At 32.8% G+C, this 18,259-nt stretch carries 19 protein-coding genes; 7 read left to right on the top strand and 12 right to left on the bottom strand.

The window, feature by feature from the left end:
- Positions 1-81: 81 nt before the first annotated feature.
- The 6 genes from JM82_RS11835 to trmB all read right to left on the bottom strand — a co-directional run bounded on the left by JM82_RS11835 (position 82) and on the right by trmB (position 4,257).
- Entirely contained in the window at positions 82-318 is a 237-nt protein-coding gene (locus JM82_RS11835; protein ID WP_145004101.1) for a NifU family protein, read from the bottom strand.
- Positions 319-1,458: an Mrp/NBP35 family ATP-binding protein gene (locus tag JM82_RS11840; RefSeq protein WP_145004104.1), complete on the bottom strand. Its 1,140-nt coding sequence runs from the start codon at positions 1,456-1,458 to the stop codon at positions 319-321.
- Positions 1,459-1,711: 253 nt separating this feature from the next.
- Positions 1,712-2,590 carry a hypothetical protein gene (locus JM82_RS11845; protein ID WP_145004107.1) on the bottom strand — a complete coding sequence of 293 codons (879 nt, stop codon included), beginning with the start codon at positions 2,588-2,590 and terminating at the stop codon, positions 1,712-1,714.
- 19 nt (positions 2,591-2,609) lie between these two features.
- Positions 2,610-2,945, bottom strand: a complete 336-nt coding sequence (locus tag JM82_RS11850) for an MGMT family protein (protein ID WP_145004109.1) — start codon at positions 2,943-2,945, stop codon at positions 2,610-2,612.
- A gap of 4 nt (positions 2,946-2,949) precedes the next feature.
- Positions 2,950-3,579, bottom strand: a complete 630-nt coding sequence (locus tag JM82_RS11855) for a LysE family transporter (RefSeq protein ID WP_145004112.1) — start codon at positions 3,577-3,579, stop codon at positions 2,950-2,952.
- 3 nt (positions 3,580-3,582) lie between these two features.
- Complete coding sequence (trmB, locus tag JM82_RS11860) at positions 3,583-4,257, bottom strand: tRNA (guanosine(46)-N7)-methyltransferase TrmB (protein WP_145004115.1); 675 nt, start codon at positions 4,255-4,257, stop codon at positions 3,583-3,585.
- Positions 4,258-4,443: 186 nt separating this feature from the next.
- Between trmB and JM82_RS11865 the strand changes: the two genes are divergently transcribed.
- Positions 4,444-5,499, top strand: coding sequence for a glycosyltransferase (locus JM82_RS11865; RefSeq protein WP_145004118.1), 1,056 nt, complete (start codon positions 4,444-4,446; stop codon positions 5,497-5,499).
- Here JM82_RS11865 and JM82_RS11870 read toward each other — a convergent pair.
- Together JM82_RS11870 and JM82_RS11875 are read right to left on the bottom strand one after the other, a co-directional pair.
- Positions 5,468-6,442 (bottom strand): sensor histidine kinase, encoded by a 975-nt coding sequence (locus JM82_RS11870; protein WP_145004121.1) that lies wholly within the window; start codon positions 6,440-6,442, stop codon positions 5,468-5,470. The two genes, JM82_RS11865 and JM82_RS11870, sit on opposite strands and share 32 nt — an antisense overlap.
- A 73-nt stretch (positions 6,443-6,515) precedes the next feature.
- Positions 6,516-7,199, bottom strand: a complete 684-nt coding sequence (locus tag JM82_RS11875; protein ID WP_145004123.1) for a response regulator transcription factor — start codon at positions 7,197-7,199, stop codon at positions 6,516-6,518.
- Positions 7,200-7,566: 367 nt separating this feature from the next.
- On the opposite strand from JM82_RS11875, the gene JM82_RS11880 reads away from it, so the two are divergent.
- From JM82_RS11880 to JM82_RS11890, 3 genes are all read left to right on the top strand, one after another.
- A complete protein-coding gene (locus tag JM82_RS11880) occupies positions 7,567-9,636 on the top strand; it encodes a T9SS type A sorting domain-containing protein (RefSeq protein ID WP_186439216.1) in 2,070 nt (689 codons plus the stop codon).
- 93 nt (positions 9,637-9,729) lie between these two features.
- Entirely contained in the window at positions 9,730-10,629 is a 900-nt protein-coding gene (locus tag JM82_RS11885) for a T9SS type A sorting domain-containing protein (RefSeq protein ID WP_145004128.1), read from the top strand.
- Positions 10,630-10,708: 79 nt separating this feature from the next.
- The gene (locus JM82_RS11890; RefSeq protein ID WP_145004131.1) at positions 10,709-11,689 is read left to right on the top strand and encodes an acyl transferase; all 981 of its coding nucleotides are present in this window, start codon (positions 10,709-10,711) and stop codon (positions 11,687-11,689) included.
- A 148-nt stretch (positions 11,690-11,837) separates the two neighbouring features.
- Here JM82_RS11890 and tyrS read toward each other — a convergent pair whose 3' ends face one another.
- Positions 11,838-13,148, bottom strand: a complete 1,311-nt coding sequence (tyrS, locus tag JM82_RS11895; protein WP_145004134.1) for a tyrosine--tRNA ligase — start codon at positions 13,146-13,148, stop codon at positions 11,838-11,840.
- 87 nt (positions 13,149-13,235) lie between these two features.
- Between tyrS and JM82_RS11900 the strand changes: the two genes are divergently transcribed.
- Entirely contained in the window at positions 13,236-14,255 is a 1,020-nt protein-coding gene (locus JM82_RS11900; protein ID WP_145004137.1) for an NAD-dependent epimerase/dehydratase family protein, read from the top strand.
- Here JM82_RS11900 and JM82_RS11905 read toward each other — a convergent pair.
- Genes JM82_RS11905 through JM82_RS11915 form a run of 3 tightly spaced genes read right to left on the bottom strand, consistent with a single transcriptional unit; the run spans position 14,218 to position 16,723 of the window.
- Positions 14,218-14,646, bottom strand: a complete 429-nt coding sequence (locus JM82_RS11905) for a DUF4296 domain-containing protein (protein ID WP_145004140.1) — start codon at positions 14,644-14,646, stop codon at positions 14,218-14,220. The genes JM82_RS11900 and JM82_RS11905 overlap by 38 nt on opposite strands.
- Positions 14,647-14,648: 2 nt before the next feature.
- The gene (locus tag JM82_RS11910; protein WP_145004144.1) at positions 14,649-15,995 is read right to left on the bottom strand and encodes a dihydroorotase; all 1,347 of its coding nucleotides are present in this window, start codon (positions 15,993-15,995) and stop codon (positions 14,649-14,651) included.
- A gap of 2 nt (positions 15,996-15,997) precedes the next feature.
- A complete protein-coding gene (locus tag JM82_RS11915) occupies positions 15,998-16,723 on the bottom strand; it encodes a polyprenol monophosphomannose synthase (protein WP_145004147.1) in 726 nt (241 codons plus the stop codon).
- Between the two features lie 108 nt (positions 16,724-16,831).
- Between JM82_RS11915 and JM82_RS11920 the strand changes: the two genes are divergently transcribed.
- Together JM82_RS11920 and JM82_RS11925 are read left to right on the top strand one after the other, a co-directional pair.
- Entirely contained in the window at positions 16,832-17,482 is a 651-nt protein-coding gene (locus JM82_RS11920) for a DUF4271 domain-containing protein (RefSeq protein WP_145004150.1), read from the top strand.
- A 17-nt stretch (positions 17,483-17,499) separates the two neighbouring features.
- Positions 17,500-18,249 carry a uroporphyrinogen-III synthase gene (locus tag JM82_RS11925; protein ID WP_145004153.1) on the top strand — a complete coding sequence of 250 codons (750 nt, stop codon included), beginning with the start codon at positions 17,500-17,502 and terminating at the stop codon, positions 18,247-18,249.
- Positions 18,250-18,259 lie beyond the last annotated feature (10 nt).

Genomic DNA, 18,259 nt, shown 5'->3' on the forward strand with positions numbered 1-18,259 from the left:
AGGATGGCGTACTTTGACTACGCTCAATACTTACCCACTTTGTGAGCGCCTGACCTTTGTGATAACGCCAAAACTTATGTTTTACGCCACGTTGATTACACGTTCGATTTGTGGTGCGTACTTTTTGATAGTCATCTCTACACCTGACTTAAGCGTCATTTGGTTGACACTACATGAGGTACAAGCACCTTGTAATTGTACTTTAACTTCGTTATTCTCGATAGATAAAAGCGCAATATCTCCTCCATCACTTTGTAAAAAAGGACGAATTTCTTCTAATGCTTTTTCTACGTTTAATTTTAGTTCTTGTGTTGTCATTTATTTTTTATTAACTGCAGAACATCCTGCCATAGTGGTGATTTTAATAGCCTCTGTCGCTGGAAGATTATCGTTTCTGTCCACTACTTGCTGCACTACGTTTTGTGTTATTGTTTCAAATGCTTTTTCTAGAGGTGTTCCGGTTTGCATTGCTGCTGGACGACCAACGTCTCCTGCTTCGCGTACGCTTTGCACTAATGGTAACTCTCCTAATAAAGGCACTTGTAAATCTTCAGCTAGGTGTTTAGCACCTTCTTTACCAAAGATATAGTATTTATTATCTGGTAATTCAGCTGGTGTAAAGTAAGCCATGTTTTCTATAATTCCTAAAACTGGTACGTTAATACTGTCTTGTTGGAACATTGCAACTCCTTTTTTAGCATCTGCTAAAGCGACGTTTTGTGGTGTACTAACCACTACTGCACCTGTTATTGGTAGTGATTGCATGATGCTTAAGTGGATATCTCCTGTTCCTGGTGGTAAGTCAATTAGTAAAAAGTCTAATTCTCCCCAGGCTGCATCAAAAATCATTTGGTTTAATGCTTTTGCTGCCATAGGTCCACGCCATACAACTGCTTGATCTGGTTTTGTAAAAAACCCGATTGATAATATTTTGACTCCGTAGTTTTCTACAGGTTTCATTTTTGATTTACCATCTACTGTTGTCGATAATGGACGTTCTAGCTCTACATCAAACATGATTGGCATTGATGGTCCGTAAATATCGGCATCTAACACACCCACTTTAAAGCCCATTTTTGCTAACGTTACTGCTAGGTTTGCTGTTACTGTAGATTTACCTACACCACCTTTTCCAGAAGCTACTGCTACTATGTTTTGTATTCCAGGAATGTGTTTTCCTTTGATGACGTTTGGTGCTGATTTTTCTGGTGCGTCCACTTTAATATTAACCTTAATCTTAGCTTTTTCATACACTTGTTTGTGAATGGCTTGTAAGATTTCGACCTCAGTTTTTTTACGCGCTTGTAAAGCTGGGTTTTTTATTGTTATGTCTACAATAACCTCGTCTGCAAAAGTTACTACGTTTGTTATTGCTCCGCTTTCTACCATATTTTGACCTTCTCCTGGTACTGTTATAGTTTCTAACGCTTTAAGTATGTCTTGTTTATTTAATTTCATAATTATTTAGAAAAAAAGAGTAAATTATAGCTTGAAGACTATGCCTACAGCTTAAAATAATCCACTCTGGATAATTGTTAACTAATTCAGAATGATTCTAAAATGCAAAGATACTACATAAACCTTGAAGAATGAAGCGCTTGGTTTGTTGTTTTTTATGGAACTATAAAGGGAAGTTATGATGGGTTAAACTCCAATAAGCAAAATATGTAATTATTTGTAAATTGTATAAAATGAAGAATAAATGTTAGATTTAATCATAATCGAGAAATATAAGTTTTCTCTTGTAATAAGGCTCTCCGATAATTGAATCTGGATACTTTTTCTCCATAAAAACTACTGCTTCTGTTTTTTTAAATTGAGAAAAATTTATTTCTCCTTCAAATTCATTTGAATAATATATTTTTTGTGAAGACATTAATTTGACTCGCATCTTAGTTAAATAATCTCCTGAATATTTTCTAATTGTAGATACAATAAAATGCTTTGGTTTAAGAAAATAATCTTGATGTCCAGTACCACATATAAATCCTGGAACATAATTATATTCTATTGGTTTCCATTGGTTATTTTTATCTTTTGCTTGAACTTGCATAAACAAATCACCATTAACTATAGGTTTAGAAATTACTCTACCAAATTTAGAATTATTGAAAATAAAAACTGGTAAGGTTTTATAATGTTTTCTTTCTCTTTCTGTTCGTAGCCTCTTTAATATTTGGAGATCATTCGAGTAATTATATTCTGAATTCACATCAAAAGGTTCTGAATTGTTTAAAGGTGGTGGAGGCGGAGGAATTATAGAGTAAAAATTCATTTCACTAGTATGAAAATTCAACTGTTTTGCATCTACAAAAATTAGAATACTATCTTCAGCTTTGTTAAATTCACTCCTTAATAACTCATCAAAATTATGCGATAAATAGTTGAATGAACCTGAAAATCTTAATGTATCTTTTACATTAATCCCATAAACAATAGGTTCTGAAATCATCATTTCTTTACTATTTATTTGAATAACAGTATCGTATTCCGAAGTAATTAAAACTGGAAATTTTATTTTATTATCCTTTTTACAAGATGTAACCAAAAAAATTAGCATGACTACTTTAAAAAGGGTGAGGTACTTCATGCTAAAAACGTATCAAAAATTATTCCGAAAGTAATGCAGAAGGATCCCAAAATAGGGTTTCAAAATTTTGGATTTGGTTGTCTACAACCTCAACACCTTCGCTTTCTAGTAATTGCTGCATAAGGTTAGTCCCATCAAAATGATGTTTTCCAGTTAGTAATCCCTTACGGTTTACCACTCTGTGTGCAGGCACCTCTTTATTATGTGACCCATTCATAGCATAACCTACCATTCTGGCTCCACGTGTTGCGCCTAAAAAATTAGCTATAGCTCCATAACTTGTCACACGACCATACGGAATTTGTCGTGCCACCTCATACACTTTATCAAAAAAATTAAGTGTTTCGGGTTTCATAGTTTTAAAAGTCTTTTATAATATTTATTAGTGTTACAATTGCAATTATACCTGTAATTGAACCTATAATGTAGTTCATGTTTTTTTGTGACTTTAGCTTTTTGCTTTTTATCTTTTTTAAAAAAAACACATAAATATACAACATCACAAACGTACCAGATGCTGCTCCAGCAACATAGGACGCAATATTTGGGTTGTCTAATGTTATCCAACCTAAACTAGCCAAAGTTATACTCATATATGCTTGATACGGAATTGGAAACACATTTAATGCTGACAACACCATACCATAAAAAAACTGACTGCGTTTACTTTTACGATCGGCTTCTACTTCTGGTTTTGGATCCTTGGTAGCTAATAAAAAAAAGTAAACCGTTATTAAAACAAATAATACAAATGCTACTTGTTGTAATATCCTAACTACCTCAGAATGTTTACTTAAATAGCGCGCAAAAATAACCGCTATTAATGTTTGTATAACTACAATAACACAAACCCCTAACGAGAATACTAAGCCACGACTATACCCTTCTTTTATACTAATTTTTGCTGCTGTCATGTTAAGCAATCCTGGAGGGATTACACCAACAAGTGCAATTAATAAGCTTACAAAAAAGGTAATTGTTAAATTCAATAGTTAGTTAATTTTAAATCTAATATACGTAATTGGTTTGTTTTGTTCTAAATAGATGCTTTCATAGTGTGTTTGGATGCTAGTTACTTCTTCTGGGCTTCCGTCTTGTCTATACACATCGTTATTAGAATGTAATACCTCATGACCTTCACCATGTAGTAACCCTAATGTGTAACCATGCATGAACTCTGAATCTGTTTTAAGATTCATGATTCCGTCTGGTTTTAAAATAGTTTTGTAACGTTTTAAAAACTGCGAATTAGTCATGCGGTGTTTTGTACGCTTATATTTTATTTGTGGATCTGGAAAGGTAATCCAGATTTCGTCTACTTCGTTTTCTGCAAAAACAGACTCGACCAACTCAATTTGTGTGCGTATAAAGGCAACGTTAGGCATGTTATTTTCGGTAGCAGTTTTGGCTCCTCTCCAAAAACGTGCACCTTTAATATCTATACCAATAAAGTTTTTGTTTGGAAACTTTTCTGCTAAAGCCACACTATATTCTCCTTTACCACAACCTAGCTCTAACACTAATGGGTTGTTGTTTTTAAAGACATTTTTATTCCAATTTCCTTTATGCTCGTAAACCTGGTCTACTAATTGACTTCTAGTTGGCTGAAACACATTATCAAAGGTTTCATTTTCTCTAAATCTTTTTTGCTTATTCTTGCTACCCACTTCTTAACTATTTGTTATTTCTGGCGTAAAATTAAGGAAATATACCTAAGTAACTTTATGATTATCTTTGATTTTGACATTTTACTGCGTTAAGGATGGAAGTGGCATCCTTTTTTTGCTGCCATAAATGGCAAAAAAAGATATAACGGACAGCCTGACCCTTGTGGTAACGCCCAAATTTTTATAATGAAAAAAAGAATTCTTGTTGCACCTTTAAATTGGGGAATTGGTCATGCGACGCGATGCATACCTATTATTAACGCCTTGATTGAAGCGGGTTTTGAGCCTATTATTGCTAGCGATGGTCAAGCGTTAGATTTGCTTAAAAAAGAATTTGAGAGTGTGACCTGCCTTACATTACCTGCTTATAATGTTACGTATGCGAAATCTAAAACATGGTTTAAATGGTTAATGCTTTGGCAATTACCTAAAATTAAAAAAGCGATAAAAAAAGAACATCGCGCGACACAAAAAATTATTACGGACTATAATATTAAGGGTATTATATCTGATAATAGAATGGGTGTTTTGTCCAAAACGGTACCTTCTGTATTTATAACGCACCAATTAAATGTGTTAAGTGGAAGCACTACTAAATTAAGTACTTATTTTCATGATCACTATTTAAAGGCTTTTGATGAATGTTGGATTCCGGATTTTGAAAACCAACCTAATTTAAGCGGAAACCTTGGTCATAATTTTAAAAACAAAGGTTTAAACATAAAGTACATTGGTCCTTTAAGTCGGTTAGAAAAAATTAAGGTTAAGCCGAAGTATGATATCATGGTTTTGTTGTCTGGACCAGAGCCACAACGCACTATATTAGAAGAAAAACTACTATCTGATTTAATTAACTATAAAGGAAAGGTGATGTTTGTTAGAGGAAAAATTGAAACAGAACAGACCGTTATGTTGGAATCTCCTTTTACGATTTACAATTTTATGCAAACCGAAGAATTGCAACAGGCACTTAATAAAAGTGAACTTGTGGTGTCTAGATCTGGTTATACAACTATTATGGATTTGGCCAAGTTGGGTAAACAAGCGTTTTTTATACCAACACCTGGACAATTTGAGCAAGAGTATTTAGCTGACTATTTAAACAACCAAGGGATTATTGCTAGTTGTAGTCAGGAAGATTTTACTTTAAAACAATTGGAACGTGTGACTGCCTATTCTGGTTTTAAGGCTTTTAATAACACCATTGATTTTAAGGGGTTGTTTTTGCTTTTTCAAGGGTAAAAGAAAACTCGCTACCAATATTAAACTCGCTTTCCACATAAATTTTTTCGTCGTGTGCCTCAATAATATGTTTAACTATTGCTAGTCCTAAACCAGAACCACCTTCTTTACGTGATCCACTTTTATCGACTCTGTAAAAACGCTCAAACAATCTAGAGATATGTTTTTTCTCAATCCCTTCTCCATTGTCTGTTACTCTGACAATGACTTTGTTTTTAATTAGTTTTTCTATACTAATTTCGGTCGTTCCTTTTTCGCGTCCATATTTAATAGAATTAACAATCAAGTTGGTCAAAACTTGTTGTATACGCTCTTCATCGCCTTTTACCATTATTGGATACTTGTAATCCATATCAAAGGTTAAGGTAATTTTTTTCTTGGCTGCCTTCATTTCTAAAAGCTCAAAAACGCTTTGCACTAGCGCCACAATATCAAAAGTATCGACGTTTAGACTTAAATCTCCAACTTCAAGTTTGGTTATCATGTCCAAATCCTTAACAATATAGATTAGTCGCTCCACACCTTTATTGGCTCTTTCTAAATATTTTTCTGCTACATTTTTGTCATTCATAGCACCATCTAACAATGTTTCTAGATAGCCTTGTACTGTAAATAATGGTGTTTTAAGCTCATGGGAAATATTACCCATAAACTCCTTACGGTATTCTTCTCTTACTTTAAGTGTTTCAATTTCTAGTTTTTTGTTTTTAGCATATTGGTCTATCTGTTTGGTCAGCGTAGCCATGTCTGTAGTGATGCTTTTTTTACTAAAACTAACTGCTTCTAAAAGGGTAAGATCTTTGTAAATTTTGTTAATACGTTTATAGATAAATTTTTCTACCCTAAACTGTGTTATTAAAAACGAGACGCTAAAGGTTGCGAAAGCAAAAAGCAGCAATTGTCCTACGTCCACAATATAAAACGTATATAAAAACAAACCCATAAAAAGGGTTAGGAAGATTGTTATTAAAAACGAGGTTTTTAATGCAAACTTGTAAGTCTTTTTTAACTTCAAATTATTCTACAAATTTATAACCAACACCTTTGACGGTTTTAAAACTGTCATCGCCAATTTTTTCTCGTAGTTTTCTTATATGTACGTCAATTGTACGTCCACCAACAACGACTTCGTTACCCCAAACACGATCTAAAATATCTTCTCTTTTAAAGACTTTATTAGGTTTAGAGGCTAATAAAGATAATAATTCAAATTCTTTTCTTGGTAAAATAATCTCGTCACCATCCAGAATAATTTTATATTCCTCTCTATTAATTACCAGGTTACCAATGGTCATTAAAGACTTACTAGTCTCTTCTGCTTTTAAACGACGTAACAATGCTTTAACCTTACTAACCAATACTTTTGGCTTAATAGGCTTAGTAATATAATCATCTGCTCCTGCATCAAATCCAGCCACTTGCGAGTAGTCTTCTCCTCTGGCTGTTAAAAACGTAATAAGCGATGCGCTTAATTCTGGAATTTTCCTAATAGCTTCACACGCTTCTATACCATCCATTTCTGGCATCATCACATCTAGAATAATAAGCTGTGGCTTTTCTTTTTTAGCTTTTTTGACTGCTTCTAATCCGTTTTTAGCTGTAACTACTTGATAGCCTTCATTAGTTAAATTATAACCTACAATTTCTAAAATGTCTGGCTCATCATCCACTAAAAGGATTTTAATGTCTTTTTTATTCATGTGTCTATTATATGTGTTTTTTTTATCTATCACATGGTATTTCAATAGGCAGTCAATTATTTAAAACAACCTGATGTTGTAAAATTTTTAGGGACTTTACTATTGAATTACATAATGGTTATATTAATGTAAAGATAAAACTATTACTAAAAGATTTAATTTTTAAATAATTAATAACATTAAGATAACATGCTAAATTAATCTAAAAAAATATAATAGACGCATAATCAGTCTTTAACTACAAATCTGATAACCAAAGCATTAAAATGATGTTATTTTAACATTAAGAAGCAGGATAGCCTTATTAATAATTGGGTTAAGTCAATTTTCTATGTATCTTTATTGCCTAATTTTATATCCATTAATTATGAAAAAACTTTACTTTTTAATTTTAACAATTTTAATAACTTCAGTGTCTTTTGCACAAGAAGCAGTTATTACAGGTTATGCTGACTCACCATGCTCTGGAGCTTCTGGTAGAACTGTAGAAATCTATGTAAACGGAATGATTGACTTTACAGGATGGAATTTACAAAGACAATCTAATGGTGGCGGATTTGGTTCTAACATGGACCTTTCCAGTTTAGGTACACTTACTAATACTTTTGCATACATTACAAATGATGCAGCAGTTTTATCTACTGAATTTGGTATTACTACAAATGTTGTATCGAATTCTGGTATCAGCAGTAATGGTGATGATGGTTTTCAATTAGTGGACGCATCGATGACTGTTATAGATAGATTTGGAGAAGATGGTGTAGATGGATCAAATACAGCTTGGGAACATGTAGACACTTATTATTACAGAGTTGATGGTATACCTGCCAATGCTGGAGTATTTGACCCATTAGATTTTACTTTTGGAACACAAAATCTATTAGATGGTGAGGGTACTTGTAATGGAGGTGCTGCTTTAAGCACCATTGTACCATTTGGAAGTTATACAACTACAGTCAATACAACACCAACTGTAAATATTATTGGTAGTGTTTCTAGCCTAGATTATTTTGAGGGTAACGGTCCATCTACAGAACAATCTTTTAACGTATCTGGTTTAAATTTAACACAAGACATTACTGTTACTGCTCCAGCAAACTTTGAAGTTGCAGATGCTGCTGCAGGACCTTATGGTTCATCTACGACTGTTTTTCAAATTGGTGGTACTGCCACAACAACAACTGTATATGTTAGATTAACTTCGGAACTTAGCGCAAGCACTTATACAGGAGATATTACAGCTTCATCAATGGGTACAACTGATGCTACTTTAGCGTTAACAGGAACAGTTAGTCCTGCTATACCTCAATTTAGTGTTTTTGGTACTCCAGACGCCTTAAATTATGCTGTTGGTTCTGGACCATCTAATGAGGACTCAATATCTGTAGAAGGCTTATTTTTAACAAATGATATTACTGTTACTGCTCCAATAAATTTTGAAGTATCATTAACATCAGGAACAGGTTTTTCAAATTCTGTCACAGTACCTCAAGTTTCTGGTACAGTTGCAAACACTGAAGTATTTGTAAGATTAGCTTCTGGTTTATCTGTAAATAGTTACGCTGGAGATATTACAATATCTTCTGCTCCTGCTGCTAACCAAACAGTTGCAATTACTGGTAATGTATTTGGAGCTGCAACTAACGCTTTAGTTTTAGTTGGAGCCTATGATGGTCCTTTAAGTGGTGGTACACCAAAAGGTATTGAATTAATGGCATTAGCAGATATTTCTGATCTTAGTGTTTTCGGAATAAGCTCTGTAACCAATGGTGGTGGCTCTTCTGCTGGTAATGTTGAATATAATTTTCCTGCTGATGCAATAACTGCAGGAACTAGAATATTTTTAACAACTGATGCTACAAACTTTACAAGCTTTTTTGGTTTTGCACCAACTTACACTAATGCTGTTGTAGGTATTAATGGAGATGATGCAATTGAATTATACGAAGGAGCTACAATTATCGACACTTTTGGAACTGTTGATTGTGATCCTAATGCTAGCGGAACGACATGTCCTGAATGGGATCATTTAGATGGTTGGGGTTACAGAGTAAATAATACTGGACCTGATGGAACATTTGTATTAGCAAACTGGACTTTTAGTGGTGCTAACCAATTAGAAGGAGGTACAACTAATGATGCAACAACTGTACCTTACCCAATAGCAACTTATACTAACAACGCTTTATCAGTAGACACTTTTGACAAAGTTAACTTTAACATCTATCCAAATCCAACAAATTCAGGATTTGTAAACATTACAACTAAAGCAAATACTGCTGTTAATGTTACTGTATATGATGTATTAGGAAAGCAAGTTTTATCTAAAACACTTAACAACAATACATTAGACGTTACTAGTTTAACTACTGGTGTTTACATATTAAAATTAAACCAAAACGGAACCTCTACTACTAAGCGATTAATAGTAGAATAATCCAATATTAAGGTATTGTTAAAAGAGTTATCTGTTATCAGATAACTCTTTTTTTTTGTATAGATTTGAAGCTAAATTTAACAACACATTTATATGAAAAAAATTTACTTTTTACTTTTTACTTTAACTAGCGTCTTTACTGCAAGTGCTCAACTTCAAGCAGGAGATATAGCGTTTACTGGTTATAACTCTGATACTCCAGATAGTTTTTCTTTTGTAACTTTTGTAGATATGCCTGCAGGAACCCAAATAGAATTTACTGACAATGGTTGGCAAGCAGCAGGAGGTTTTAGAGCGAATGAAGGAACATTTGTTTGGACATCTCCTAATAGTGTTTTAACAGCTGGTACAGTTGTGACATTTACTGATATTGCAGCTGATGCAGTAACACACGGAACATACACAAATAGTAATGTTAATTTGTCTGCAAGTGGTGACCAAGTTTTTGCTTATGACCCAGGTAATGTACCTAACGGAACTAATGTCTCTGGTTTTTATGCTGGTATACAAATGAATGGTGATTGGGACTCAGATTCAACGAGTTCTAACACATCTGCATTACCAAGTACTGCTAATGCAAACTTTATAGCTTTAGACCCAGAAGCAGACAGTGGTTTTTATGATTGCTCAACTACTACTGGAGATGTAGATACATTAAAAGCTGCTATAAATAATCCTGCTAATTGGATTACTAGTCAAGCTTATCAAAACCTAACAGCTTGTACATTTGTTATTCCAACACTATCAACAACAACTTTTAAACAATCAGAATTCTCAGTATTCCCTAATCCAACGTCTAACGGATTTGTAAATATCAAAACTGCAAACAACCAGCCAGTTGCTGTTGTTGCTTATGATGTTTTAGGAAAGCAAGTATTAAACACAACATTAACGACTAGTCGTTTAAACGTGTCTAATTTAAAAGCTGGTGTTTACATTTTAAAATTAACGCAAAATGGAGCGACTACTACTAAAAAATTAGTAATAGAATAAGTTTTATTATACCTCACAAAAAAAGCGTTGCAATAGCAACGCTTTTTTTATTTTATATACTTTTGTGTTTTACAATTTCATGACTACGACTAAGGACATTTTTACAATTATAACTCCTGAGCAATTTAAGGCAAAAGCCTTAGAGGTGTTTCGTTTTCAGTTTGAAAACAATACAATCTATCGTTCGTTTTGCGACTTACTGTATATTAATCCAAGTGATATCTCAGACTTGCATGAGATTCCGTTTTTACCCATACAATTTTTTAAATCTCATCAGGTATTAAGTACAACTAACCCTATTGAAACTACTTTTTCAAGTAGTGGTACTACAGGACAAATTACCAGTAAGCATTTGGTATCTGACTTAAGCGTGTATGAAACTAGTTTTAAATTAGGTTTTAAGCATTTTTATGGTAATGTAAAAGATTATACCATTTTAGCCTTATTACCTAATTATTTAGAACGCGAAGGCTCCTCTTTAGTTTATATGGTAGACCATTTAATTAAAGACTCCAATAAGCCACAAAGTGGTTTTTACTTAAATAATTTAGACCAATTAAAGGACACACTAATTGCATTGGATCATGCTGAAGAAAAGGTGCTACTTATTGGTGTATCCTTTGCGCTATTAGATTTAATAGATTTGCACACTTTTAACCTTAAACATACTATTATTATGGAAACTGGTGGTATGAAAGGACGTCGTAAAGAAGTGATAAGAGAAGAGTTACACAACACCTTAAAAGCAGGTTTTGGTGTGGATGCAATACATAGCGAGTATGGTATGACAGAGTTATTAAGCCAAGCATACTCCAAAGGACATGGTATTTTTAACTGTCCACCATGGATGCGTATTTTAACTAGAGACACTGAAGATGCTTTAACCGTTTTTAATAGTGCTAAAACTGGTGGTATTAATGTTATTGATTTGGCAAATATAAATTCTTGTAGTTTTATTGCGACCCAAGATTTAGGTAAAGCACATGATAATGAGGACTTTGAAATTATTGGTCGCTTTGATAATAGTGATATTAGAGGCTGTAATTTAATGGTATTGTAAGGACTTTAAAAAAGATACGACTAACCTAATATGAAAAAGAGAAATTAGTTTTTGGTTGGTTAACTGATTTCATAAAAAAAAGCCTGCTTATTTTAAGCAGGCTTTATTGTTTACTATGGTATTTGAGATTTACAACCTAAGCAATTTTTTAGATAGCTTTAATAATAAAGGTCGTTTTTTTACCTCTGTTAATTACAATGTACTTATCGTTAATTAAATCGTCTTTAGTAATTGTGTAATCCTCTGTTACTTTATCCTTGTTTACAGACACCGAGTTTTCTTTTAATGCACGACGTGCTTCTCCATTACTGGCTAAAAAATCAGTTTCGGCAGCTAATACAGCAATCATGTCTAAACCAGCTTCGATTTTGTCCATAGACACTTCGGCTTGTGGAACACCTTCAAAAACATCTAAAAATAAATTTTCGTTTAGCTGCTTAATTTCATTTTTAAAATCTTTACTAAACAATATTCCCGATGCTTTTTCAGCATTTTCTAATTCTTCTTTACTATGTACAAAAGTAGTCACCTCTTCTGCTAATCGTTTTTGTAAGGCTCTAAAACCTGGATTTTCTTTATGTTCTGCAATTAAAGCCTCAATGGTATCTTTATCTAAAAAGGTGAAAATTTTGATGTACTTCTCTGCATCTTCGTCTGAGCTGTTTAGCCAAAACTGGTAGAATTTATATACACTGGTTTTATCAGTATCTAACCAAACATTGCCACCTTCGCTTTTACCAAATTTACTTCCGTCTGCTTTTGTAATTAAAGGACAGGTCATCGCGTAAGCTTTAGCTGTGTCATCACCAACATTCATACGTCTTACTAATTCTGTTCCTGTGGTGATGTTTCCCCACTGATCACTTCCACCCATTTGTAATTTACAATTTAGGTTTTTGTGTAAATGGTAAAAATCGTATCCTTGGATTAATTGGTAAGTAAACTCAGTAAAACTCATACCTACATTACCTTCTTCTCCCGACAGACGTTTTTTAACGCTATCCTTAGCCATCATGTAGTTTACAGTAATACGTTTACCAACATCACGCGCAAAATCTATAAATGAAAACGATTTCATCCAATCATAATTATTAACTAAAACTGGTGCGTTTTTATCGTTAGAGTTAAAGTCTAAAAAACGAGACAATACAGACTTAATACCTGCTACGTTATGGTTAAGTGTGGCTTCGTCCAACAAATTACGCTCGTCACTTTTACCAGAAGGATCTCCAATCATACCTGTTGCTCCACCTACTAAAGCTACGGGTTTATGTCCTGCTTTTTTTAAATGTACTAGCAATATTATTGGTACTAAACTACCTATGTGTAACGAGTCTGATGTTGGGTCAAAACCAATATAGGCTGTGGTCATCTCTTTATCCAGTTGCGCTTCGGTTCCTGGCATGATATCGTGTACCATCCCTCTCCATCTTAATTCTTCTACAAATGCATTAGCCATTTTAGTGTGGTTTTATTATTGAAGACGCAAAGATAAAAATCGTGCCATAAACTACATACAATATCTAATATTTATTACCTTAGAGGTATGATTTTAGTTACAGGAGGAACAGGCTTGGTTGGTGCACACTTATTGTTTAATTTATTAAATGAAAACCAATCTGTACGTGCTATTTATAGAAATGAAAAAAAGTTTGAAACCGTTAAACGCATTTTTAGCTATTATACTGACACACCTGATGTCCTTTTTAGCAAAATTGATTGGGTAAAAGCCGACTTAAACGATATACCAGATTTAACTGACGCTTTTAATGGCATTACCCATGTTTATCATTGTGCTGCTTTTGTGTCTTTTGAACCTAATAAGTTTGAACTACTTAGAAAAACTAATATTGAAGGGACAGCAAATATTGTTAACCAATGTTTATCTAATCAGGTAATAAAACTATGCTATGTCAGCTCCATTGCTGCTATTGGTACACCAACTAATAATGCACAATTAATTACTGAAGATACGGATTGGAATCAGGAATTTGACAATAGTGTTTATGCTATAACCAAGTATGGTGCAGAGCTTGAAGTTTGGCGTGGTACACAAGAAGGCTTGGATGCTGTTATTGTAAATCCTGGAATTATAATTGGTCCTGGAATATGGAATTATGGTAGTGGATCGCTTATTACTATGATAAATAAAGGCATGACCTATTACACTACGGGAAGTACAGGTTACGTGGATGTTAATGATGTTGTAAGTTGTATGGTTACACTTATGAAAAGCAACATTATTAATGAACGCTACATACTGGTATCTGAAAACTTAAGCTTTAAAGACTTTATTTACAAAACTGCCAACTACCTAAATGTAGTCCCTCCAAAAAAGAAAGCCACAAAACTACTATTAGCTTTAGGTTGGCGATTGGATTGGATAAAACAGAAACTTACTGGTAAACGACGCTTGTTGTCTAAACAAACAGCACATTCGACTTTGTCCCAAAGTCAATTTAGTAATAGTAAAATTACAACTGCTATAGATTATAATTTTACAAGTATAGACATTAGTTTAAAACAAACTACTTTGGCGTTTGCACGCGATCAAGCTTTTGTTTAACCGTTTCTTTTAATTCTTTTTGTTTGATTTTGTCTTCCTTTTTCTCTTCGGCTTTATAAAAAGTCCTTAAACTTTCTAGACTATCTCTAACATCCTTATATATTTGAGAATATTCATCTATGTCATATGCATAGTAGTTATTACTGTCTGCAAATATGGTACTGTCAATTTTATGTTTTCTGTAAACAAATGTATCAGGTACTATCCCTTTATTTTCTAGCTCACGTTTATTAATTCCTTTAGCAGAAGACACTAATGCTAATTCTACCAGAACATCTACCATTTTATCCTTACTCATTAAATTTTCAGGTTTTTTTGGTTTTTCAATTCCGTAACAAGACACAAATAACAAGGTTATAAATATGTATATTACAATGTTCTGTTTTAACATAACTATCTATTAAAGGTTAAGCGTTGTGCGTAGTTAGTATCATAAAACTTAAAGTTTTTATAAGCTAAACCACCATTTACAAACGTATGAGTAATCCTAGATTTAAATGTTGTACCCTCAAAAGGAGACCATCCACATTTATATAAAATATTATCCTTTTTAACAGTCCAAGGGTTGTTTAAATCTACAACAACTAGGTCTGCAAAATAGCCTTCTCTGATATATCCACGTTTTTCTACTTCAAATAAAATAGCTGGATTATGGCAAAATTTTTCTACAATCTTCTCAATAGAGATATCACCATCATGATACATTTCTAGCAATGCTGGTAATGCATGCTGTACTAAAGGACCTCCAGATGGTGCAGATGTGTATACGTTTGATTTTTCTTCAAAGGTATGTGGTGCATGATCTGTAGCAATAACGTCTATCTTGTCATCTAACAAGGCTTTAAGTAGTTGCTCGCGATCTTTTTCGGTTTTAACCGCAGGATTCCATTTAATTAGCGTGCCTTTCTCGTCATAATCTTTATCGCTAAACCACAGGTGATGTATACAAACCTCTGCAGTAATTTTTTTATCTTTTAAAGGTACTTTATTGTCAAACAATTCGGTTTCCTTACCTGTAGATAAATGAAACACATGTAAACGTGCTCCTGTCTTTTTAGCTAATTCTATAGCTTTAGAAGAAGAAATATAGCATGCTTCCTCACTTCTAATTATAGGATGAAAATTTACAGGAATGTCATCTCCATAACGTTCCTTATAAATATCTAAGTTTTTTTGGATGGTTGCTTCGTCCTCACAATGCACAGAAATTAATAAATCTGTACTGTTAAATATTTTTTCTAAAACCTCTGGATTATCAACAAGCATATTACCCGTTGACGATCCTAAAAATAGTTTTAGACCTGCAACTTCCTTTTTATTTACTTTTAAAATTTCTTCTAAATTGTCATTAGTACCACCAAACATAAAGGAATAGTTAGCCCATGATTTTTTAGCAGCAATTGCAAATTTCTCGTCTAGCTTTTCAATAGTTGTTGTTTGTGGATTAGTGTTTGGCATCTCGATAAAAGAGGTAATTCCACCAGCAATAGCAGCTCTAGACTCAGTCTCTATATTTGCTTTGTGCGTTAATCCTGGTTCTCTAAAATGCACTTGATCATCAATTGCTCCTGGAATGACATATTTACCCTCTGCGTCAAAAACATTAACATCTGCAGATTTTGGGCTAATAGAATGGTCTATTTTTGTAATAAACTGACCTTCGATTAATATATCACCATTAAAAATTGTGCCTTCATTAACGATTTTTGCATTTTTAATAAGTGTCTTCTTGTTTTGCATTATTAATTGGATTTGAATAAACTTTTAATTTTCATACTTATAACACCAAATATAGCTTCGGATATTATACTTGAGCTTAATTTAGATTCTCCTTTTGTTCTGTCAGTAAATATGACTGGGACTTCTACTAATTTAAACTTTTTTAAATACGCCTTAAATTTCATTTCTATTTGAAACGCGTAGCCAACAAACTTTATTTGATCTAAGTTTAGTTGCTCTAAAACCTGTCTTTTGTAACATATAAAACCTGCAGTAGCGTCTTTAACACGCATACCTGTAATTAATCTTACATAAATAGAAGCACCATAAGACAATATTACACGACCTAGAGGCCAATTGACTACATTGACACCTTTTACATAACGCGACCCTATGGCTAAGTCTGCATTGTCTAAACGACAAGCATCATACAAACGTATTAAATCTGTTGGGTTATGAGAAAAATCTGCATCCATCTCAAAAATATATTGGTAGTGCTTTTTTAAAGCCCATTTAAAACCATGTATATACGCAGTACCTAACCCAGATTTTTCTTTTCTAACTTCTAAAAATAGCTTATTGTCAAACTCTGCTTGTAATGCTTTAACCTTAACAGCGGTTTGATCTGGCGAATTATCGTCCACCACTAACACATCAAATGCTTTAGGAAGTGCAAACACTGCACTTAAAATAGCTTCTATATTCTCAATTTCGTTGTATGTTGGTATTATAACAACAGCGTCTTGCATCAATACTAATTAAAATTTAGGCAAATGTACATTTTTATAAAATTACTTAATTATAAAAATTACTTAATTATTAGACGATTTACTATTAAAAAATAATAATTTTATGCCATGCTAAGAGACCTATATACTGTAGATATTTTAACCCTAACTTTTATAGGTTGCCTAATTATTGTAGCGCTATCTAAGACATTATTTACTAAAAGGTTTAATGAGTTTATCTTACTATTATTTAACTCCAGACATACTAACCTATATATAAAGGAACAGCGCTTTTTTGATTTATTTGAAGGTTTGTTGTTTTTAAACTTTATACTAAACTTAGGACTTTTACTGCACACCTATTTAAATGAGCAATCCTTAAACAGGTTACCACAAGTAGACGTCTTTAAATACGCTTTACTTATTGGGTTATTTTTAATATTAAAAGTGCTTTTTGAAAGATTATTATCAAGCGTATTGGATATAGAGCCTATTATAGATAAGTATATTTTTGAAAAAACTAGCTTTCAAAACTTTGTAGGATTAGTACTTCTACCAATAAATGCTTTACTAATCTATACATTAACACCTAACCAAACCCTATTAATTACACTGCTTGCCATCCTTTTAGCTTTGCAATTTTTTGGCTTGTTTTTATTTATTAAGAATAATCTTAATGTCTTTAGAAAGAGCTTGTTTTATTTTATTTTGTATCTTTGCACTCTCGAAATTGCACCTTATGTTGTTTTATATAAAATTATAACAACTAATTGGGTCTAAATAAAATTATACAACTTATGAAAGTGAAAACGATTTTAGTCTCGCAACCGGAACCTAAAATAGAAAATTCGCCTTATTTTGATCTCTCTGAAAAGCAGAAAGTAAAAATTGATTTTAGACCTTTTATTCATGTAGAAGGTGTGCCATCCAAAGATATCAGACAACAAAAAGTTGATTTAAAAAATTACACTGCTATTATTTTAACTAGTAGAAATGCTGTTGATCACTTTTTTAGAGTGGCTGAAGAAATGCGTTTTAAAGTGCCAGATTCTTTAAAATATTTTTGTCAATCTGAAGCAGTTGCTTACTATTTACAAAAATATGTAGTGTACAGAAAGCGTAAAATTTATGTTGGTAAACGTAATTTTGCAGACTTATCACCTTTAATAAAAAAATATAAAGACGAAAAGTTTTTATTACCTACAACAGACAAATTAAAGCCTGAGGTACCAGAAACTTTAAACGCATTAAATATTGATTGGAAAGAAGCTGTCTTTTATAAGACAGTTATTAGTGACTTATCAGATTTAGAAAATGTAACTTATGACATTTTAGTATTTTTTAGTCCTAGTGGTATCGAGTCTTTATTCCACAATTTTCCAGAATTTAAACAAAACGATACTAGAATTGCTGTTTTTGGTAACACGACCATTAAAGCTGTTGAAGAAAAAGGATTGCGTGTAGACATTGCTGCTCCAACACCTGAAACACCATCTATGACTATGGCTCTTCAAAAATATATTGACAAAGTTAATAAAGGTAAATAAACCTTAATCT

This window comes from Olleya sp. Hel_I_94, from assembly GCF_007827365.1.
GTDB lineage: Bacteria > Bacteroidota > Bacteroidia > Flavobacteriales > Flavobacteriaceae > Olleya.